Here is a 20188-nt window from a genome sequence, read left to right on the forward strand (position 1 = left end):
GAGTGCTCCTTACCGCAACAGTTTGGTCAGCTACGCACGCCCGATGACGGGAAACGCAATCTGTGTTCCACTTCGGCCCTTGATCTCGACCTGCTCGGGTGGACCCCAGACGTATTTCGTCTCGGCGGCGGCATGCACGGTGGCGGTGGTCATCACCGGTGCGCGCCCGCCACGTCCGGCGATACCGGCCAGCCGAAAGGCGACATTGGTGGCGTCCCCGATCACGGCCTCCACCGTCCTGGTCATTGCGGCGAGCGCGGCCCTGCCCTGTACCACCGCCCAGCCCATCCGGATCGGCGAGCCGTTCGGCTCACGAAGCGGCAGCCCGGGCGCGAGTTCCTCGACCTTCTGGTTCGCGGCTAGCGCGAAGTCGATCGCGAGCTCGTTGGCATTGGGTAACGCCCGTAGCCCCCAGACCGCGTACAGCGCGTCGCCGGCGTAGTGGTTGAGGGTGCCGCGGTGGGCGCGCAGGACGCGGCCCAACTCGGTCCAAAGGTAATTCAGGCTCTCCGCGATCACTTTGCTGTCGGTGACTTCGGAGATCGTCGAGTAGTTGGTGATGTCGCCGACCACCATCACCATGATCTCCTCGGTGATCCGGGTCATCGTGTACTCGCCGGTGTTCTCCTGGACGGTGTTGAACCGGTCCGACCGGAATCTCAGCGTGACGTCGCCGATCCGGATCTGGTCGTTCGGCCTGATGGGGACGGGTACGGCGCGTTCGAGCCGCGCGCCGTTGAGCAACGTTCCATTGGTGCTGGTGTCGATGATGAAAGCCTGGTCGGTGGCTAGATCCAAGCGGATTTCGAGGTGGTTGCGGGAGATACCGGGATCGTTGATCACCAGTCGGCGGTGTTCGGCGATACCCGGGCAGACGCGGCCGACGAAAAGTTGATCGAAAATCGGCACGATGCGCGCGCCGTCCTCTGCACGCATGATCAGGTCGGCCAGCGGCTCCCCGCGCGACCTATTGGCGTCCACGGCTAACAACCTAGCCCGCCGACGATGCGCGCCGTGAAGCGGCGGGAGGAGGAGGTGGGCAATCGAATCCTGCCCGCCGACGTTGCGCGCCGTGAAGCGGCGGGAGGAGCTTAACGAACCAGTGCCGGCTGTGCGTCCAGAGCCGCCCGGGTCGCGGCCCGGCCAGCTTCCAGGGCGGCGTCAAGTTTCTTGAAATCCATCGGGCCGATCGCAGTGACATCCGGCTCGATGACGGCGGCGATCTGCGGGTCGAGCAAGTTCACCGCCGAGCCGGCAAGGTCGACGGTCCGAAGCAACGTCTCCTGAAGCGGCGGCAGGGCGACTTCCGAACCGGTCAGCAACCGCCGAACCACCCCGGGCAGCGGAACGATCGCCGGCAACAGCCCAAAGCCCTTGGACGGCACGAACTTTTGACGCAGGTCGACACAGATGACTTGGCCGTCCGGATCGGCGCACATCACATCGGCGGGGAGTTGGTTCAACAGGCCTCCGTCGACGAGCATTTGTTCGCCTTGCAGTACCGGCGGCATCAGACCGGGGATCGAGATCGACGCGCGCACGGCGAGCGCCAGCGGACCGCGTCGGTGAACGATTTCATCGCCGGTGATCATGTCGGCGGACACGGAGAAGAAGTCGTGCGGTAGATGTTCGATCAAGGTGGTGCCGACGAAGTTCTCGAGGAGGCGATCGATGCGTTGACCTCGGGTGAAGGCCACCGCGGGAAGCGTGTAGTCGCCGAGGGGGTTGCCCTGTCCCAGGTACTTGCGCGCCGCCGCGATCGCCTCCTGGGCATCCATTCCTACCGCGAAGGCCGCGGCGGCGATCGCGCCGGCACTCGTTCCGCCGAACCGGTCGATGACGACACCGGCCCGGGTGAGCTCTTCGTAGACACCGAAATGCGACAGCCCTCGAGCGCCGCCGCCCGCCAGCACCAGACCCAAAGATCGGCCGGCGATCCTGCGGGCCAGAGCGCCGATGCCGTCGTCGTCGGCGCGGTGGTGCGAGATCGGATTCAGCACATCCCACCAACCCGGATCCGGTTCATGCCCGCACGCCAGCAGATGCACCGGCCGTCCGTGGGTGACAAGCGAATCGAGGCCGCCCGACGGGTGTTTTTGAGCCAGCAGGAACACCAGTCGGTCGCTTTGCGCCGCAACATATCGTCGCCAGAGGTGGCCTGAGCCTCGTTCGGCTACCAGCAGCACCCAATCGTTGCTTCGTTCCGCCCGATCAAGAGCTTCGCTGAACGCCTCTACGAGGTCGCCGTAGTCGTGGACTTCTGCGGTCGTCTCGACGGGCGGAGCCAGCACGGCCGTCTTGCCATGAGCGCCTAGCAGTTTCGCGATCTTGTCAACGATCGGGGCGGCCACGGCGTCACCCGTCGACAGCATGCCGATGACCCTGGGTCGCTGAGAGATCTCCGCCGCTCGCGACCTTTGCAGCATGCCCGCCATTGCCCGCAGCATCACCGATTGCAGTTGCGGAGTGGTTGCGAGCACCTCGGTGAAGGTGTCAGCGGCGATCCGCCAGACCTCGCCGTCGCGAACGGCCCGCACGCCGGCAGATCGCGGGGCGCCCGCGATCACGCCCAGGTCCCCGATGGAATCGCCCGATCCCATCTCGCGAAACACCTGGCCGTCGACGCCGACGACCGCGAACCGCCCCGAGGCGACGATGTAGATGGCGTCCGACGGGTCTCCCAGCCGAAAGAGCCACTCGTCGGCGAAGATGTGGTGGCGACTGACCGCGCCGGAGAGTTGATCGAGTTGGTCGTCGTCGAGGTCAGCGAGAAGCGGAACCTTGCGCAGCGCAGCTCGTTTGTCGGCGGCACGCAGGGGGGCCCGGCGGCGTTTGGCGCTCAATCTGCTGCTCCTTTGGGTCGCTGGTACTTAGTCGCTTTTGTCGCTTAGTCGCTTTGTCGCTTAGTCGCTTTGTCGCTTAGTCGCTGATGTCGAACCCGGCGATGACCTTGATGGGGCGGATCCGGACTGCCACCTCGCCAGGAACCGCGTTGCGGCGGCCGAACTCCTCAGCGCGGTCGGCGCCCATGTACCGCGCGCCGGTTCGGGTCGCGATGTTCAGCACGTCCCGGGGGTCGTCGGTTATCGTCGCCGTCCCCTGCACCTGGACGAACGAATACGGTGGATGCGGGTCGTCGACACAGATTGCGACTCGCGGATCACGCTGCAGTGCACGGCCTTTCGGCGTATGACGCTCGGTGGTGAACACCAGCTGGCCATCCTCCACCACGAACCACACCGGGGTGACCAGCGGCCGGCCGTCCGACGCGAGGAAACCCAGCATCCCGGTTCGGGTCCCGGCCGAGAGGAACTCGACGACTTTGTCGGTCAGCTCGGCCATGTATTAAAGCCGTGCCAGGTCGTAGTCACCGACGTGGTCGATCAACACCTGCAGGTGATCTTGTGACGAGCCCAGCGTGTGCTCGATCGCGGTGAGTCTGGCTGCGTAATGACCGACCGGATATTCCGCGGTCATGCCGATACCGCCGTGCAGCTGAATCGATTCCTGCGCGATATGCCGGCCCGAGCGGCCGATCTGCAGTTTGGCACGCGAGGCGATCAACGGGTCGAGGTTGCCGTCGGCGATCGACATCGCCGCGTACAGGTTCATGCTGCGGGCCATCTCCAGCGAGACATACATGTCGGCGGAGCGTTGCGTCAGCGTCTGGAACTTGTTGAGCGTGACGCCGAATTGCTTGCGGGTCTTGAGGTAATCGGTGGTCAAACGCAGCGCTTCCTCCATCGCCCCGACGGCTTCGGAGCACAACGCCGACTGGATGCGAATGATGGCGTGGCCGATGGCATTTGACGCGTCTTGTCCATCGCCAAGGGGTTCGGCGGGCGTGCGGTCCAGGTCGATCTGCGCGCCACGCTGTCCGTCGAATGTCGGGTACGGATGGCGGGTTACGGATTCCGCGTCGACGAGAAACAGCGCGGGGCCGCCGTTCGGCAATGCCGCGCTGACCACCAGCGTGTCGGCGCAATCGCCAGCCAGCACTGGGTTCTTTCGTCCAATCAACAGCCACGAATCACCTTGTTGCTCAGCGGTAGTGGTGAGCTTTGCTTCGGCCTTGCGGTGTCCGGGCTCCAGGTGGGCGAAGGCCAGCAGCCGTTGTCCGGCGGCGACTTCATCGAGCAGCTCCTTCTGCGCTTGACTGCCGTGGTCAGCGATCAGCGAACCGGGACCCAACGCGGCGTGCACGACGGGTTCGGGTGCCAGCCGTCGCCCGATTTCGGTGAGCACGACCATGATCTCGATCTGGCCCGACTCGTCCGGGTCGAATCCAAGGCCGAGAATCCCGATGTCGGCCAGCTGGCTCCAGACCTCGCGGCTCCAGCCGAGTTCGGTGTCGATGACCTTGTTGCGGCTCTCCGGATCATAGCTGCGCGCAAGGAGGTCACGGGTGGTATCGCGGAGCAGGGCCTGCTCGTCACTCAACTGAAAGTCCATGACTGCCTCACAATCCGAGAATGGTGGACGCGATGATGTTGCGCTGCACTTCGTTGCTGCCGCCGTAGATCGACGTCTTGCGGTAGTTGAGGTAGCGCGGCGCACTTGCTTGTGCCCAAGGGGGAGAACCGATCTCGTCGCCGTCCACCGGTAGCGCGTCGGGTCCGGCTACCTCGACGAGCAACTCCGTGGCCACCTGCGTGAGCTGACTGCCGCGCAGTTTCAGCACTGATGACGCCGGATTGGGTTTACCGTTGGCCGAGCTGGACACCACGCGAGCCTGGGTGAGTTCCAGTGCCAGCAGCTCGTTTTCGGCTTCTGCGAGGCGCGCCGCGAACAGTGGATCCTCGAGCACGCCTGTCTCCGCGGCGTGCCTTTTCACCTCCGCGAGGCGTACTTTCGTGTGGCCTACCCGGGCGATCCCGGTGCGCTCGTTGCCCAGCAGGAACTTCGCGTACGTCCAGCCCTGGTTCTCTTCTCCCACAAGCTGATCGGCCGGGACCCGCACGTCGGAGAAGAACACCTCGTTGACCTCTTGGCCACCGTCGATCGTCTTGATGGGTCGCAGCGTGATGCCGGGCGTGTTCATGTCCATGAGCAGGAACGAGATGCCGGCCTGGCGTTTGGGTGCCTGCGGGTCGGTGCGGACCAGACAGAAGATCCAGTCCGCGTACTGGCCGAGGGTTGTCCACGTCTTCTGCCCGTTGACGACGTAGGTGTCGCCGTCGCGGGTGGCGGTGGTGCGCAGCGAGGCGAGGTCGGAGCCGGCTTCGGGCTCGGAGAATCCTTGGCACCACCAGATGTCCATGTTGGCGGTCGACGGCAGGAAGCGTTGCTTGATCTCCTGGGACCCGAATTCGGCGATCACCGGGCCGACCATCTTGACGTTGAAGTTCAGTGGTTCGGGGACGCACGCCAGTTGCATTTCGTCGGTCCAGATCTGGTACTGGGTGGGTGTCCAGTCCTTGCCGCCCCATTCGACCGGCCAGTTCGGCACCGCGAGGCCGTGTTCGTGGAGGATCTTGTGGCTGGTGACCATCTGGTCGCGGCTCAACGATGAGCCCTGACGTACCAGCTCGCGGAGTTCTTCGGGAATCTTCGTGGTGTAAATGGTGCGAAGCTCGTCGCGGAAAGCGGCTTCCTCGGCTGTGAGCGCCAGTTTCATGGGTTCCATCTTGGCTCATCCCGCGTCGAGCCCTTCCACAGCCTCGGGTTAGTCCACAGGCAGCGTTTGCGGGGCCGTCGATCGGGGCTGATGTGGCGGCGGCCGCACCTACGGTCGGCCCATGCGAACAGAACTTCCCGCGCAGCGGCTGCAGCGCCGATTGAGTGCCGATCCGGAGGCCGACGACACGGACGAGCCGGAGGCCACCAACGAAGAGGACCAGAACTCGTTGCTGCCACGTTGGCTTCCCGACGCGTCCGGTAGCTGGGTCGACAAGGTGCGTGCGGATCCCGGCCGCGCGGGTGCCATTGCCTTGGCCGTAGTGGCCGCCATCGCCGTGCTGGTCACCGTGTTCACCGTGCTGCGCGACCGGCCTGCGCCGGTGATGTCGGCGAAGCTGCCTCCGGTGCAACCGGCGTCATCGGCGAGCCCCAGATCTTCTGCCAGCCCGAGCGCCGCCGCGGACGGGCCGGTGGTGATCAGCGTGGTCGGCCTAGTGCACAAGCCCGGACTGGTCACCCTGACACCGGGCGCGCGGGTCGCCGATGCGTTGCAGGCAGCGGGCGGGGCCGTCGACGGCGCCGACACTATCGGGTTGAACATGGCCCGCCCGCTGGGCGACGGCGAACAGATCGTGGTCGGGCTGGCTCCGCTGTCGGGACAGCCAAGGGCACTCGGCAGCTCGGTGAGCCCAGGCTCGGCGGCCCCGCCGGCATCCGCGCCGCCGACGAACACCACCAAGCCGAAGCGGGGTGAGGTGCTCGACCTCAACACCGCGACCATGGAGCAGCTGGATGCTCTGCCCGGGGTGGGGCCGGTCACCGCTGCGGCGATCGTGGCGTGGCGGCAGGCCAACGGCAAGTTCACCAGTGTCGATCAGCTCGCCGAAGTCGACGGCATCGGTCCGGCGCGGCTAGAGAAACTGCGTGCCCTGGTCCGTGTCTGACGCCGGTGGCTTACCACGGCGAGCCGGGATCGGCGCGACTCGATCTGCGCCTGGCGCCTGCCGCGCTCACGAGCTGGATAATGACCGCGGCCGGCGTCGTGTGGCCGGTGGGCCCGGTGCTCGCGTGGTGCTGCTTGCTGCTGGCCATCGCCTCGGTTTTGGCGTGGTGGCGCGCAGTGCGGGGGGCACGGATTGCGGCCATCGGCGCCGGCTTGGCGGCGGTTGGTGTCGTAGGCGCCGGGTTCGGGCTCGCGATCTCGTTGCGTGCCGATGCGGTCGCTCGCCACCCAATCACCGCCGCGTTCGGTGCCGCCATGCCGGTGACCGTGACTCCCAGCGAGAGCGCGGTCTCCCTGGGAAGCGGCCGACTGATGTTTCGTGCCACGTTGCAATACCTGCGCGATGACGAAATATCAGGTCGCGCAGTGGTTTTCGCCAGAACCTCGGATTTCGGGGACATCATGGTCGGCCAGCCGGTCCGGTTCACCGCGCGGATCAGCCCGCCAAAGCGCCATGACCTGACAGTCGCGGTGCTCATCGCCACGGGCCGGCCGGCGGTGGGCCAAGCCAGTGCGGTGCAGCGGGCCGCTCACGCCGTTCGTGGCAGGTTCGCCGCGGCCGTCCGAGACGTGTTGCCCGCCGAGCAGGCCGCGATGCTGCCCGCTCTGGTCCTTGGCGACACTTCGGCTGTCACCGCGACGACCAACCGCGACTTTCGCGCGGCGAGCATGACGCACCTGACAGCGGTATCGGGCGCCAACGTGACGATCGTGTGCGGGGCCGTGCTGTTCTCTGCCCGCCTGATCGGCCCGCGCTTTGCGGTGCTGCTGGCCGCCGCGGTGCTGGTGGGGTTCGTGATCGTCGTGCAGCCGACGGCCAGCGTGCTGCGCGCAGCCGTCATGGGCGCCATCGCGCTGACCGGGATGCTGTCGTCTCGCCGGCGTCAGGCCATTCCGGCGTTGTGCACCACGGTGCTGCTGTTGATGGCTGTCGCGCCGCAGTTGGCGGTCGACATCGGCTTCGCCTTGTCCGCGCTGGCGACGGCCGCTCTGGTGGTCATTGCGCCGATCTGGTCGCACCGCCTGGTCGCCCGCGGCTGCCCCAAACCGTTGGCGGACGCACTTGCGGTCGCGTTGGCCGCGCAGGTGGTGACCGCTCCCTTGGTCGCCGCGATCTCCGGCCGGTTCAGCCTGGTTGCCGTGGTGGCCAACCTTGCGGTCGCGGCCGTCATACCGCCGATTACCGTCCTCGGCACCGCGGCGGCCGTCTTGTGCGGGCTGTGGCCCGCCGCCGCGCAGCTGTTGATCCGGTTCACCGGTCCAGAGCTGTGGTGGGTGTTGAGAGTTGCTCATTGGGCGGCGGGCATGCCCGGCGCGACGGTACCCGTCCCGAAGGGCGTCCCTGGTGTGCTTCTTGTCGGCGGTGTCACCGCGCTGGCGATGGTGCTGTGGCGGTGGCGGTGGTTTCGCGTTGCGGCGGGTGCGGCAGCCGCGACGGCTGTCGTATGCCTGGCGGCCTGGTGGCTGTCGGGCTAGAAGGCGGCAGCAAGAGTGCAGCTCAAGAGCGCTAGCATGATATCGTTTGTGCATGGCGCAGATACTCATACGGCAACTCGACGACGACACTAAAGCAAAGCTGCAACGGCTGGCCCGCCAGCACGGCCGCAGCACTGAGGAGGAAGTCCGGGATATTCTGCGGAACGCTGTCCGGAATGTCGACGATCCACCTCAGCGGCTGGGGTCCCAAATCGCGTCGCGCTTCAGCCGGGTCGGACTGAGTGGCGAGATTCCAGAGGTGCGCGGACAGTCCGCGCAACCCGCGCAGTTCGAGTCATGATCCTGCTGGATACCAACGTGCTCTCCGCACTGATGCGGACCACACCGGATCCTGTCGTGCTTGACTGGCTCGACACCCAGCCAGCCGAATCGATCTGGACTACAGCCATAACGGTTTTCGAGATCCGTTTTGGCATAGAGCTTTTGGAGCGCGGACAGCGTCGCAAACAGCTCGATCAGGCGTTCAGCAAAATGTTGACCGACGATCTCAACGGACGCGTTCAATCCTTTGACCAAGTGGCCGCTGTCGCCGCGGGGACCATTGCGGCTACCCGACAACGCGCCGGCCGAGTCGTTGAGATGCGCGATGTCCAAATCGCCGGAATCGCGGCCTCACGTCATGCGACTTTGGCGACTCGCAATACTCGTCACTTCGAAGGAACGGGCGTCGAACTGATCGACCCATGGACTTGACCGGCCTGCCTGAGATCGGTTTGGCAATGCCTCAGGTCCGACGGCAACGGACACGTGCTCAAGCGACCGGAAGACTGGCGGCCTACACCGGGGGCGCTCGGGGTCTCCGCTGTGCCGGCCCGACAGCCTCTGGCAGTACCACGGCGCCTGGCACGTCTTGTCTGCCGCGGCCGCGGAATGGGCGGCGTTGGCGATGGGGCCAGTCCCCCGATCGGCGTGCACCAGCGTGAATAGCCCGCACTGCCGCAGATGAGTCTGGTTAACCTCGGCTGCGCCGCAAACGTCGAGCCAACTGCGAGGCAGAATCAAATCATGAAGCCAGCCGGTGTACACCATGTCGCCATCTGCGTCGCCGACGCACAAGAGGGACTCGCTTTTTATCGCGACGTGCTCGGTATGACCCAGCTGCCGCGCCCCGACCTCGGCCCGGGGCACTGGCTCGACGCCGGCGGCCAGCAGGTGCACCTGATGGAATCCGACACCCAGCCCCCGGGCGCGAATCACTTCGCGATCCGCGTCGACGACGTCGACGCAGCCGTCAGCGATCTGCAGCAGCAGGGCGTCGAGGTGCACCGCGTTCCGCTCACACCCGGCGCGGGGCACCAAGCCTTCCTGCACGATCCGTTCGGCAACTTGGTCGAGCTGAACCAGCCGGAATAGCTTGCAGCACACCGCGAAGCGGCTGCAAGGTCATTTCGCAGGCTGTTGCGACGGCGCGCGCATGGTGTCGAGCCCGTCTACGGCTGTCGCGGAAATCGTGCTCCGTACCATGTAGCGCGGCTCCCGCGCCGGCCACGGACGGCCGCGATGCATGGTCGCACGGTTGTCCCACATCACTACGTCGCCCTTACGCCACGAGTGCAGATACCTCATACCGGGGCCGGTCGCCGCCTCCGTCAGCTCGGCCAGCAACTCCCGTGCCGCTTTCCGCTCGATGCCCTCGATCGCACAGGTATGCGATGCCATGTACAGTGCCCGGCGGCCATTGACCGGGTTCTTCCACACAAGACGCCAGCATTGCGGTGGGAGCGCCTCCCTCTCCGCCGGTCCGGCGAGGTCGGGCGCGATCTTGCCGCGCGAATAGGCGTAGTCGTGCCAGGCGAAGGAATTTTCCAGCCGTCGTTGCAACGCCGGATCCAGGCGCTCGAAGGCGAGCCGGGTGGAGACATACTCGGTCTCGCCCCCGCGCTCCGGAATGATGCGCGACGACAGCACCGAGGCGAGCGCCGGCACCCGCTTGAACGAACTATCGGTATGCCACAGCTGGTTCGCCTTGTTCTCCAAGGCAAGCCGGTTGTCTGCCGGCACCACGTTGCCCCTCTCGTCGAGGGTCTTGAGGATCACCAGGTTGGTGCCGTAGCCATCCGAAGCCACCTTGGTGACCTCGAGCGGGCCGAAGCGGCGCGAGAAGGCGAGCTGAGCTTCATCGCTGACATCCTGGTCGCGAAAGACCAGAACCGAATAGTCCTCGAACGCTGCGCGCACTGCCACGTAGGCGTCCTCCCGTGCCGCGACATCGTGGATGGTCACTCCGCGCAGTTCTGCGGCAAAGCCCGGACCTAACGGCACGATTTCCATCGGCGCTCTCCGTCACATTCCGGTTTTGAGCACGACTCTCCACCGAAAACGACGCCCCCGCAAACAAGTCGAGCGCGGGCTCGAAGCCTCGTGAGTTAACGGTGGATCGCAGCCTCACGAAAATCTCCGTCAGACCCGCGTGACACGATCGTCGGGTGAGTGAGGTTTCGCCGTTGCACTTGGTCCTGGGAGACGAGGAACTGCTGGTCGAGCGAGCCGTGGCAGAGCTGCTCAAGTCCGCGCGCGAGCATGCCGGCGTCGACGACGTGCCCGTCAACCGCATGCGGGCCGGCGACGTCACCACCTACGAGCTGGCCGAGCTACTGAGTCCGTCGCTGTTTGCCGACGAGCGCATCGTCGTGCTGGAGGCCGCCGCAGAGGCCGGCAAGGACGCGGTCGGGGTCATCACGTCGGCTGCCGCCGACATCCCGCCCGGCACCGTGCTGGTGGTGGTGCACTCGGGGGCCGGGCGGGCAAAAGCCCTGGCCGGCGAGCTGCAGAAGCTCGGCGCAACCGTTCACCCGTGCGCGCGGATCACCAAGCCCAGCGAACGTGCCGACTTCGTTCGCAAGGAGTTTCGTTCACTGCGGGTCAAGGTCGACGACGAGACGGTGACCGCGCTGCTCGACGCGGTCGGCTCCGACGTGCGCGAACTCGCCTCGGCGTGTTCTCAGCTGGTCGCCGACACCGCCGGTGACGTCGACGCTGATGCGGTACGGCGCTATCACAGCGGCAAGGCCGACGTGAAGGGCTTCGACATCGCCGACAAGGCCGTCGCCGGCGACGTGGCAGGAGCCGCCGAGGCGCTGCGCTGGGCGATGATGCGCGGGGAACCGCTGGTGGTTTTGGCGGATGCGCTGGCCGAGGCCGTGCATACCATCGGCCGAGTGGGTCCGTTGTCCGGCGATCCTTACCGGCTGGCGGCGCAGGTCGGCATGCCGCCATGGCGGGTGCAGAAGGCCCAGAAGCAGGCCCGGCGCTGGTCGCGCGAGACGGTCGCAACCGCGATGAAAGTGGTGGCAGAACTCAACGCCAACGTCAAGGGAGCCGTGGCGGACGCCGACTACGCCCTGGAATCCGCGGTCAGAAAGGTCGCTGAGCTGGCCGCAAACCGCAGCTGACGGTCAGCCGAGCTTGTTGAGGGTGCGCGCCAGCGCCGACTTCTTGTTGGCCGCCTGGTTCTTGTGGATCACGCCCTTGCTGGCCGCCTTATCCAGCTTGCGATTGGTCGACACCAGTAGTTCGGTGGCCTTGTCTTTGTCGCCGGCGTGGGCGGCTTCACGGAACGCGCGCACAGCGGTGCGCAGCGAGGACTTGACCGACTTGTTGCGCAGTCGGGCCCGCTCGTTGGTGCGGTTGCGCTTCTGCTGCGACTTGATGTTGGCCACGCGTCTGTGTTCCCGTCTGTTCCTGCGTTGATTCGGCGACTTGACCGGGCTCTCCGTGATCTGAAATGCCCGTTTGCGACTGCCCAGGTTATCAGTCGGTTACGTTTTCTCCCAAAAGGGGAACTCGTGGCCTGCCCCATCGTCGATCTGAGGCAGCATCTGACAGGTGAGTCTTCCGAACCAGCTTGAGGAGACCAAGCAGGGGTCGCGCGGCGCTGCGCGTGCCCGTTCGGAACGCATCTTCGACGGATACAACACGTCGGACTCCTACTCGATGGCGTTCGACGAGATGTTCGATGCCCAGGGCGGCGTCCGGGGGCCCTATAAGGGCATCTACGCCGAACTCGCTCCGTCGGACGCCTCCGACCTGAAAGCCCGGGCTGACGCACTGGGCCGCGCGTTCATCGACCAGGGCATCACCTTCTCGCTGTCGGGGCAGGAACGGCCTTTCCCGCTGGACCTGGTGCCCCGGGTGATCTCGGCATCGGAGTGGACGCGGCTGGAACGCGGCATCACCCAGCGGGTCAAGGCCCTCGAGATGTACCTGGACGACATTTACGGCGACCAGGAGATTCTGCGCGACGGCGTGATACCGCGGCGGCTGGTCACCTCGTGTGAGCACTTTCACCGCGAGGCGATGGGCATCGTGCCACCCAACGGCGTGCGGATCCACGTCGCGGGCATCGACCTGATCCGCGACGAACGCGGCGACTTCCGAGTGCTCGAGGACAATCTGCGCTCGCCGTCGGGCGTCTCGTACGTCATGGAGAACCGGCGCACCATGGCGCGCGTCTTCCCGAACCTGTTCGCCACCCACCGGGTTCGTACCGTCGACGACTACTCGTCGCACCTGCTGCGGGCATTGCGCAACTCGGCGGCGACCAACGAGGCCGACCCCACAGTTGTGGTGCTCACCCCGGGTGTCTACAACTCGGCCTATTTCGAGCACTCACTGCTCGCCCGGCAGATGGGCGTCGAGCTGGTCGAAGGCCGCGACCTGTTCTGCCGTGACAACCAGGTGTACATGCGCACGACCGAGGGCGAGCGTCAGGTCGACGTGATCTACCGGCGCATCGACGACGCTTTCCTGGACCCGCTGCAGTTCCGGGCCGACTCGGTGCTCGGGGTGGCCGGTCTGGTCAACGCCGCGCGGGCCGGCAATGTGGTCATTTCGTCTGCGATCGGCAACGGCGTCGGCGACGACAAGCTCGTCTACACCTATGTGCCGACGATGATCGAGTACTACCTCGGTGAGAAGCCGGCGTTGGCCAACGTGGAAACCTTCCGCTGCTGGTTGGACGACGAACGCGAAGAGGTGCTGGACCGGATCCGCGAATTGGTGCTCAAGCCGGTCGAGGGCTCCGGCGGGTACGGGATCGTGTTCGGCCCGGAAGCCTCTGAGAAAGAGCTGGCGGCCGTCACCAAGAAGATCCGCGACGATCCGCGCAGCTGGATCGCCCAGCCCATGATGGAACTGTCCACGGTGCCGACTCGCATCGAAGGCTCGTTGGCGCCGCGCTACGTCGACCTGAGGCCGTTCGCGGTCAACGACGGCAACGAGGTATGGGTGCTGCCCGGCGGGCTGACGCGGGTGGCGCTGGTGGAGGGCTCGCGGGTGGTCAACTCCAGTCAGGGCGGCGGCTCGAAGGACACCTGGGTGCTGGCGCCGCGCACTTCGGTGGCCGAGCGTGAGCTGGGCGCCGCGGAGGTGGTGCGGTCGCTGCCGCGGCCCATGCCCGAATTGGCACCGGACGGTTCGCACGCCACGCAGCAGCCGACCCAGCACCAGCTGCAACAGCAGGAGATCGACTAATGCTGGCCCGCAACGCCGAAGCGCTGTATTGGATCGGCCGCTACGTCGAGCGCGCCGACGACACCGCCCGCATTCTGGACGTCGCCGTACACCAACTGCTCGAGGATTCCAGCGTCGACCCCGACCACGCCTCCCGGCTGCTACTGCAAGTACTGGGCATCGAGGCTCCGGACAAGCCGCTGAACGTGTGGTCCCTGACCGACCTGGTGGCTTTCAACCCGAACACCCAGGGCGGGTGCTCCATCGTCGACGCGATCTCGGCAGCGCGGGAAAACGCAAGGTCGGCAAGGGAAGTCACGTCCAGCGAGACCTGGGAGTGCATCAACACCACCTACCACGCGCTGCCCGAACGCGAACGTGCCGCCAAACGTCTTGGGCCGCACGAGTTTCTGTCGTTCATCGAAAGCCGGGCGGCGATGTTCGCGGGCCTGGCCGACTCCACCCTCTCCCGTGACGACGGCTACCGCTTCATGGTGCTGGGCCGCGCGATCGAGCGGGTGGACATGACCGTGCGCCTGCTGCTGTCCCGGGTAGGGGACAGCGCGTCCTCGCCGGCGTGGGTGACGCTGCTGCGCTCGGCGGGTGCCCATGACACGTACCTGCGCACCTACCGCGGGGTGCTCGACGCTGGCCGGGTGGTCGAGTTCATGATGCTCGACCGGCTGTTCCCGCGTTCGGTCTACTTCTCGTTGCGGCTGGCCGAACACAACGTCGAGGAGCTGCTGCACAATCCGCAGAGCCGGATCGGGGCCACCACCGATGCGCAGCGGCTGCTGGGTCAGGCCCGCAGCGAATTGGAATTCGTCCAGCCGGGTGTGCTGTTGGAATCGCTGGAGAACCGCTTGGGCGCGTTGCAGAGAACCTGCCGCGACGTCGGAGATGCCTTGGAGCTGCAGTACTTCCATGCCGCACCCTGGGTTGCGTGGTCGGATGCCGGTCAGCGCGTCCGATCGTTGACCACGCCGGGGGAGTCCTGATGTGGCGGATGCGGGTGGTGCACACCACCGGATATGCCTACAAGTCGCCGGTGACGGCCTCCTACAACGAAGCTCGGCTGACGCCGACGTCCAACAACCGGCAGAACGTCATCCTCAACCGCGTCGAAACCATCCCGGCCACCCGGTCCTACCGCTACACCGACTATTGGGGCACTGCCGTAACGGCTTTCGACCTGCACGCGCCGCATACTGAGCTGACCGTGACGTCTTCGTCGGTCGTGGAAACGGAACGCCCGGAACCGCCGACGGCCAAGACCAGTTGGGAAGAGCTGCAGTCCATGGCCGTGATCGACCGGTTCGACGAAGTGCTGCGACCCACCGACTACACCCCGACAAGCAAACGCGTTGCGGCGGTGGGGAAGCGGATCAGGAAGTATCACGACCCCACGGAAGCCGTTGTTGCCGCCGCTCGCTGGGCACGCGGCGAGCTCGACTACCTTCCGGGAACCACCGGCGTGCAATCGTCCGGGCTGGATGCGCTGCAACAGGGCAAGGGCGTCTGCCAGGACTTCGCGCACCTGACGCTGATTCTGTTGCGCGCCATGGGGATTCCCGGACGCTACGTGTCGGGGTACCTACACCCCAAACGCGACGCCGTCGTCGGGAAAACCGTTGACGGCCGCAGCCACGCCTGGATCCAGGCCTGGACCGGCAGCTGGTGGAATTACGATCCCACCCATGGCACCGAAATCACCGAGCAGTACGTGAATGTCGGCGTCGGCCGCGACTACGCGGACGTGTCGCCGTTGAAGGGCATCTACTCCGGGCAGGGAGCGACGGACCTGGAGGTAGTCGTGGAGACCACCCGGCTGGCCTGAATGGTGAACAGGGCTGGATCCCGGCCGACCGGACCCGCACTGGTGGTGCTGTCGGGCTCGTGCGTTGGATTGCTGTTCGGCGGAATTGGGGTCGGCGTCGCGCTCGGCGGTGTAATGCCGCTGCCGTATGGGCCGCTTCCGCCGATCCAGGAGTATGTGCGCGACCACCCGGTCGCGGTGCAGACCATCGCAGTGGCGATGTTCGCGTCGTCGGTGCCGCTGGCGGGCTACGCGGCCGCGGCGAGCGCCCGGCTTCGGCAGCTCGGCGTCACCGGCCTGCGACCGACGATCGCGTTGACCGGCGGCATTCTGGCGGCCGGGTCGCTGGCACTTGCCGGCTTGGTGGGCTGGACGCTGACGCGGCCAGAGGTCAGCGGCGACACCGCGTTGGTCCGGGCGCTCTACATCTTGGTGTTTCTGATCGGCGGCCCCGGGCATGTCGTTGCCCTGGGTGTGCTGGTCGCCGCGATGGCGGCGGCTGGGTTGACGCCGAAACCGGTGGCGCGCATCGGCCTGGCGATCGCCGCACTCGCCGAATCGGCGACGGCGGTGCTGATGTGGACGCGCTTGGGCGTGATCCTTCCGGTTGCCCGGGTTTTGGCGTTGGGGTGGCTGGTGGTGGCCGGCGCTTCATTGGCGCGCGACGACCTCGACGCGATGTAGGTCGTCGCCGAGCTCGATTCGGCCGCTGAACTCGGCCGCGGCCAGCGCCCGCCACTGCTCTTCCTGCCCGGGCACGATGGCGGGCACGTAGTGCGTCATGACCAGCGTGCCCACCCCCGCGCGGGCCGCCGTCGCTGCCGCTTCCTGCACCGACGAGTGGTAATCGCACACGTCCTTGACCCGCTGCTGGGGCACATGGATGAGGACGTCCTTGCGAATCACGGTGTGCACCAACGCGTCCGCACCAGCAGCCAGCTCGTCCAGGCCGGCGCAGGGCACGGTGTCACCGGCCAGCACCACCGAAGCGCCGTCGGCTTCGATCCGAAACCCGATGGTGGGCACCACCGGCCGATGATCGGTGGGAGTCACCCGGATGGTCACGCCGTCGCGGTCCCACACTGTGCCATCGGTGTACTCGTGGACCTCGACCGGCGGCGGCGCGTTCAGGTCGGCGTGGTGGGCGATCCGGTAGCCGATGTCATGGCCGAACGCCTTCAGCGTGGCGTCTACGGTCTCCGCGGTGCCGGGCGGCCCGATGATCTGCAGCGGTGCAGGATCAGGCGCGAAGTTGGTGACCCAACCTGTGATCAGCACGTCGCCGAGCTCGGCGATGTGGTCGCTGTGCAGGTGCGTGAGCAGCAGGGCCGACAAGCCGGCGGCGCCCACGCCGACCGCCGCCGCCCGCTGCAACACACCACGCCCACAATCCACCAGGAACACCTGGCCGCCTGCGCGTACCAGCGTCGACGGTCCGGCGCGGTTCGGGTCGGGGATGGGACTGCCGGTTCCGAGCAGGGTGATCTCGATCATGGGACTCATCCTCGCAACTCGTGCCGCCCCGGGCCTGCGCCTACGGTCACAATTGGCTATGTGTTCTTTCTTGGCGCGTGAGTTAGCCGTAGCCTGGTGTGAAGCAGATCACCACCGGCGGGAGGCCTGAATGCGGATCGCGGATGTCTTGCGGAACAAGGGCGCGGCGGTGACCACGATCAACCCCGACGCGACGGTCCGCGAACTGCTGGCCGGCCTTGCCGAGCAGAACATCGGCGCCATGGTGGTGATCGGCCCGGAAGGTGTCGTCGGCATCGTCTCGGAACGTGATGTAGTACGGCAGTTGCACACTCATGGGGCCAGCGTGCTGTCCCGTCCGGTGTCCAAGATCATGACCAGCGCGGTCGCCACCTGCACCAAAGCCGACACCGTCGACAGCATCAGCGTGTTGATGACCAAGAACCGGGTGCGCCATGTGCCGGTGCTGGACGGCAAGAAGCTCATCGGCATCGTCAGCATCGGCGACGTCGTCAAGACGCGAATGGAAGAACTCGAGGCCGAGCAGCAGCAGCTGCAGTCCTACATCACTCAGGGCTAGCCCGGCTCGGTCGACGGCTTGTGAAGTCTTGGCTTTGATTGTGAAGCGAGGGCTTCGGCTGTGAAGCCTGGGCGGAGATCTGGGCGAAACCCCGCCCTGTTTTCACCCGCAAAGCCCAGGATTCACGCTGAAAGCCCAGGATTCACACCGCAAGCCGAAGGCAAATGAACAAAGACAAGCCCGTCAGCGCCAGGCATAGTCGGCGCGTAGCCGCGCGGCGACCACATCGAAGACTTCGCGCTCCAGAATCGCGCCTTCCCGGCGGATGCTCTCCTCTGGCACGTCGAGCACCCGGTCCAGCCGGACCCAGCTTTCCCTGCCCTCGTAATCCCAGTTGCCACTACCGATCCCGACCCAGTTTCGGTCGCTGTCGTGGCGTTCCTGACTGGACACCATCAGCCCGAGCAGGACACTGCGGTCACGGCCGACGACCAGCACGGGCCGGTCTTTGCCGCGGGTCGGATCCTCCTCGTAGACCACCCATGTCCAGACGATCTCGCCCGGATCGGCCCTACCGTCCAGATTGGGTGCGTACACCAATTTTCGGGCCCGCTGTGCGGTGGGAAAGCTGGTCTTGCTCACCGGCCGCCCCGTGGTGATCTCGGTCTGTGGCTGCGGTGTGACGGCGGAGATGACGTTGACGGTGACCTTGACGACTTGCTGGAGTTCGCGCAGGACAGCCTGCGAGGTCTGCAATTGACGGGCAAGCTTGGGAACCCTGTTGGACACCAGGTTCTCGGCGAACTGCTGCAACGTCTTCCACTGAGACTTGCGAGCGGACGACATATTCGCAGCATAGACGTGAGCGGTTGGATGCCGTCGTGTCCCAGATAGGCTGGACAGGCCGAACGCACCGTCAGTCCAGGAGATTCCCATCAGCAGTTTCGCCGACAAGACCTTCACCGCGCCGGCGCAGATTCGGAACTTCTGCATCATCGCTCACATCGACCACGGCAAGTCCACGCTGGCCGACCGGATGCTGCAGCTGACCGGTGTGGTCGACGAGCGGTCGATGCGCGCCCAGTACCTGGACCGGATGGACATCGAGCGCGAACGCGGCATCACCATCAAGGCGCAGAATGTGCGGCTGCCCTGGCAAGTCGATGAAACCGACTACATTCTGCACCTGATCGACACCCCCGGCCACGTCGACTTCACCTACGAGGTGTCGCGGGCGCTGGAGGCCTGCGAGGGAGCGGTGCTGCTGGTCGACGCTGCTCAGGGGATCGAGGCGCAGACCCTGGCCAACCTTTACCTCGCGCTGGACCGTGACCTGCACATCATCCCGGTGCTCAACAAGATCGACCTGCCCGCCGCCGACCCGGACCGCTACGCCGGTGAGATCGCCCACATCATCGGCTGCGAGCCCCACGACGTGCTGCGCGTGTCCGGCAAAACCGGCGAGGGCGTGGCCGACCTGCTCGACCATGTGGTGCGCGAGGTGCCGCCACCGCAGGGCGACGCCGACGCACCCACGCGGGCGATGATCTTCGACTCCGTCTATGACATCTACCGCGGCGTGGTGACCTACGTCCGCGTGGTGGACGGCAAGATCAGCCCACGCGAGCGCATCGCCATGATGTCCACCGGAGCCACCCACGAACTGCTCGAGGTCGGCATCGTCTCGCCCGAGCCGAAGCCGAGCGAGGGTCTCGGCGTCGGGGAGGTGGGCTATCTGATCACCGGTGTCAAAGACGTTCGTCAGTCCAAGGTGGGTGACACGGTGACGACGGCCCGCAACGGCGCGAAGGCGGCGCTGACCGGCTACCGCGAACCCAAGCCGATGGTCTATTCGGGGCTGTATCCCGTGGACGGCTCCGACTACCCCAACCTGCGCGACGCCCTGGACAAGCTGCAGCTCAACGACGCTGCCCTGACCTACGAGCCGGAAACGTCGGTGGCGCTCGGCTTCGGGTTCCGCTGCGGCTTTCTCGGCCTGCTGCATATGGAGATCACCCGCGAGCGGCTGGAGCGCGAGTTCGACCTGGACCTGATCTCGACCTCGCCGAACGTGGTCTATCGCGTACTCAAAGAGGGCCGAGGCGACGAGGTCGCTGAAATCCGCGTGACCAACCCGTCGGACTGGCCCGAGGGCAAGATCCGCACGGTATACGAACCCGTCGTGAAGACCACTATCATCGCGCCCAGCGAATTCATCGGCACCATCATGGAACTCTGTCAGTCCCGGCGCGGCGAACTCGGCGGCATGGATTACCTCTCGACAGAGCGAGTGGAACTGCGCTACACCATGCCGCTCGGCGAGATCATCTTCGACTTCTTCGACTCGCTCAAATCGCGCACCCGCGGCTACGCCAGCCTCGATTACGAGGACGCCGGCGAGCAGGAGGCCCAACTCGTCAAGGTCGACATCCTGCTGCAGGGCGAGGCCGTCGACGCGTTCAGCGCGATCGTGCACAAGGACTCGGCCTTCGCTTACGGCAACAAGATGACCACCAAGCTCAAGGAACTGATCCCGCGTCAGCAGTTCGAGGTGCCGGTACAGGCGGCTATTGGATCGAAAATCATTGCGCGCGAAAACATTCGGGCGATCCGCAAAGATGTGCTGTCGAAATGCTACGGCGGTGACATCACCCGCAAACGCAAACTTCTGGAAAAGCAGAAGGAAGGCAAGAAGCGGATGAAGACCATCGGGCGGGTCGAGGTGCCGCAGGAAGCGTTCGTCGCCGCGCTGTCCACCGACGCCGCGGGTTCTCGGCGAACAGACGCAAAAGCGCCCAAAACATAGCGT

The 20188-nt window shown here is 65.9% G+C and carries 20 protein-coding genes and 1 pseudogene; 12 read left to right on the forward strand and 9 right to left on the reverse strand.

Features of this window, described 5'->3' with window-relative positions; translation table 11 throughout:
- Window positions 1-30: 30 nt before the first annotated feature.
- From A9W99_RS19510 to A9W99_RS19530, 5 genes are all read right to left on the reverse strand, one after another.
- Window positions 31-981 (reverse strand): adenylate/guanylate cyclase domain-containing protein, encoded by a 951-nt coding sequence (locus A9W99_RS19510; RefSeq protein WP_253870080.1) that lies wholly within the window; start codon window positions 979-981, stop codon window positions 31-33.
- Window positions 982-1091: 110 nt separating this feature from the next.
- On the reverse strand, window positions 1092-2843 hold the full coding sequence (locus A9W99_RS19515; protein WP_067381897.1) for a cyclic nucleotide-binding and patatin-like phospholipase domain-containing protein: 1752 nt from the start codon (window positions 2841-2843) through the stop codon (window positions 1092-1094).
- Between the two features lie 76 nt (window positions 2844-2919).
- Window positions 2920-3342 (reverse strand): PPOX class F420-dependent oxidoreductase, encoded by a 423-nt coding sequence (locus tag A9W99_RS19520; RefSeq protein ID WP_067381901.1) that lies wholly within the window; start codon window positions 3340-3342, stop codon window positions 2920-2922.
- A gap of 3 nt (window positions 3343-3345) precedes the next feature.
- Window positions 3346-4452: an acyl-CoA dehydrogenase family protein gene (locus A9W99_RS19525; protein WP_067381904.1), complete on the reverse strand. Its 1107-nt coding sequence runs from the start codon at window positions 4450-4452 to the stop codon at window positions 3346-3348.
- Between the two features lie 7 nt (window positions 4453-4459).
- Window positions 4460-5617, reverse strand: coding sequence for an acyl-CoA dehydrogenase family protein (locus tag A9W99_RS19530; RefSeq protein WP_067381994.1), 1158 nt, complete (start codon window positions 5615-5617; stop codon window positions 4460-4462).
- A gap of 121 nt (window positions 5618-5738) precedes the next feature.
- Here A9W99_RS19530 and A9W99_RS19535 point away from each other — a divergent pair, with 121 nt between their 5' ends.
- The 5 genes from A9W99_RS19535 (at window position 5739) to A9W99_RS19555 (ending at window position 9472) form a co-directional block, all read left to right on the forward strand.
- Window positions 5739-6563 (forward strand): ComEA family DNA-binding protein, encoded by an 825-nt coding sequence (locus A9W99_RS19535; RefSeq protein ID WP_067381907.1) that lies wholly within the window; start codon window positions 5739-5741, stop codon window positions 6561-6563.
- 80 nt (window positions 6564-6643) lie between these two features.
- The gene (locus tag A9W99_RS19540) at window positions 6644-8098 is read left to right on the forward strand and encodes a ComEC/Rec2 family competence protein (RefSeq protein WP_082930113.1); all 1455 of its coding nucleotides are present in this window, start codon (window positions 6644-6646) and stop codon (window positions 8096-8098) included.
- A gap of 52 nt (window positions 8099-8150) precedes the next feature.
- Window positions 8151-8399, forward strand: a complete 249-nt coding sequence (locus A9W99_RS19545) for a ribbon-helix-helix protein, CopG family (RefSeq protein ID WP_067381909.1) — start codon at window positions 8151-8153, stop codon at window positions 8397-8399.
- Entirely contained in the window at window positions 8396-8812 is a 417-nt protein-coding gene (locus tag A9W99_RS19550) for a type II toxin-antitoxin system VapC family toxin (RefSeq protein WP_067381912.1), read from the forward strand. Before A9W99_RS19545 ends, A9W99_RS19550 begins: the two co-directional genes overlap by 4 nt.
- Before the next feature lie 312 nt (window positions 8813-9124).
- Complete coding sequence (locus A9W99_RS19555) at window positions 9125-9472, forward strand: VOC family protein (protein WP_067382000.1); 348 nt, start codon at window positions 9125-9127, stop codon at window positions 9470-9472.
- A 30-nt stretch (window positions 9473-9502) separates the two neighbouring features.
- Here A9W99_RS19555 and A9W99_RS19560 read toward each other — a convergent pair whose 3' ends face one another.
- The gene (locus A9W99_RS19560) at window positions 9503-10390 is read right to left on the reverse strand and encodes a TauD/TfdA family dioxygenase (protein ID WP_067381915.1); all 888 of its coding nucleotides are present in this window, start codon (window positions 10388-10390) and stop codon (window positions 9503-9505) included.
- 155 nt (window positions 10391-10545) lie between these two features.
- Here A9W99_RS19560 and holA point away from each other — a divergent pair, with 155 nt between their 5' ends.
- On the forward strand, window positions 10546-11511 hold the full coding sequence (gene holA, locus A9W99_RS19565; protein ID WP_067381918.1) for a DNA polymerase III subunit delta: 966 nt from the start codon (window positions 10546-10548) through the stop codon (window positions 11509-11511).
- A gap of 3 nt (window positions 11512-11514) precedes the next feature.
- Here holA and rpsT read toward each other — a convergent pair whose 3' ends face one another.
- Window positions 11515-11778: a 30S ribosomal protein S20 gene (gene rpsT / locus A9W99_RS19570; RefSeq protein WP_067239089.1), complete on the reverse strand. Its 264-nt coding sequence runs from the start codon at window positions 11776-11778 to the stop codon at window positions 11515-11517.
- Window positions 11779-11944: 166 nt separating this feature from the next.
- Between rpsT and A9W99_RS19575 the strand changes: the two genes are divergently transcribed.
- From A9W99_RS19575 to A9W99_RS19590, 4 genes are read left to right on the forward strand one after another with little or no spacing between them, the layout of a single operon-like run.
- Window positions 11945-13591 carry a circularly permuted type 2 ATP-grasp protein gene (locus tag A9W99_RS19575; RefSeq protein ID WP_067381921.1) on the forward strand — a complete coding sequence of 549 codons (1647 nt, stop codon included), beginning with the start codon at window positions 11945-11947 and terminating at the stop codon, window positions 13589-13591.
- Window positions 13591-14568: an alpha-E domain-containing protein gene (locus tag A9W99_RS19580; protein ID WP_067381924.1), complete on the forward strand. Its 978-nt coding sequence runs from the start codon at window positions 13591-13593 to the stop codon at window positions 14566-14568. The genes A9W99_RS19575 and A9W99_RS19580 overlap by 1 nt, the downstream gene beginning before the upstream one ends.
- Window positions 14568-15407: a transglutaminase family protein gene (locus A9W99_RS19585; RefSeq protein ID WP_067381927.1), complete on the forward strand. Its 840-nt coding sequence runs from the start codon at window positions 14568-14570 to the stop codon at window positions 15405-15407. Before A9W99_RS19580 ends, A9W99_RS19585 begins: the two co-directional genes overlap by 1 nt.
- Window positions 15408-16070 carry a hypothetical protein gene (locus A9W99_RS19590; RefSeq protein ID WP_082930110.1) on the forward strand — a complete coding sequence of 221 codons (663 nt, stop codon included), beginning with the start codon at window positions 15408-15410 and terminating at the stop codon, window positions 16068-16070.
- On the opposite strand, the gene A9W99_RS19595 is transcribed toward A9W99_RS19590, so the two are convergent.
- Window positions 16038-16880 (reverse strand): ribonuclease Z, encoded by an 843-nt coding sequence (locus A9W99_RS19595; protein ID WP_067381930.1) that lies wholly within the window; start codon window positions 16878-16880, stop codon window positions 16038-16040. The two genes, A9W99_RS19590 and A9W99_RS19595, sit on opposite strands and share 33 nt — an antisense overlap.
- A 130-nt stretch (window positions 16881-17010) precedes the next feature.
- On the opposite strand from A9W99_RS19595, the gene A9W99_RS19600 reads away from it, so the two are divergent.
- On the forward strand, window positions 17011-17439 hold the full coding sequence (locus tag A9W99_RS19600) for a CBS domain-containing protein (protein WP_067381933.1): 429 nt from the start codon (window positions 17011-17013) through the stop codon (window positions 17437-17439).
- 183 nt (window positions 17440-17622) lie between these two features.
- Here the strand turns inward: A9W99_RS19600 and A9W99_RS19605 are convergent, their stop codons facing one another.
- A complete protein-coding gene (locus tag A9W99_RS19605; protein ID WP_067382006.1) occupies window positions 17623-18225 on the reverse strand; it encodes a type II toxin-antitoxin system PemK/MazF family toxin in 603 nt (200 codons plus the stop codon).
- A 23-nt stretch (window positions 18226-18248) separates the two neighbouring features.
- On the opposite strand from A9W99_RS19605, the pseudogene lepA reads away from it, so the two are divergent.
- A pseudogene (gene lepA / locus A9W99_RS19610) lies at window positions 18249-20185 on the forward strand (translation elongation factor 4).
- The last annotated feature ends 3 nt before the right edge of the window (window positions 20186-20188 follow it).

Origin of the sequence: Mycobacterium sp. 1164966.3, assembly GCF_001665395.1 — a bacterium.
In the GTDB taxonomy this organism is placed as follows: Bacteria; Actinomycetota; Actinomycetes; order Mycobacteriales; family Mycobacteriaceae; genus Mycobacterium.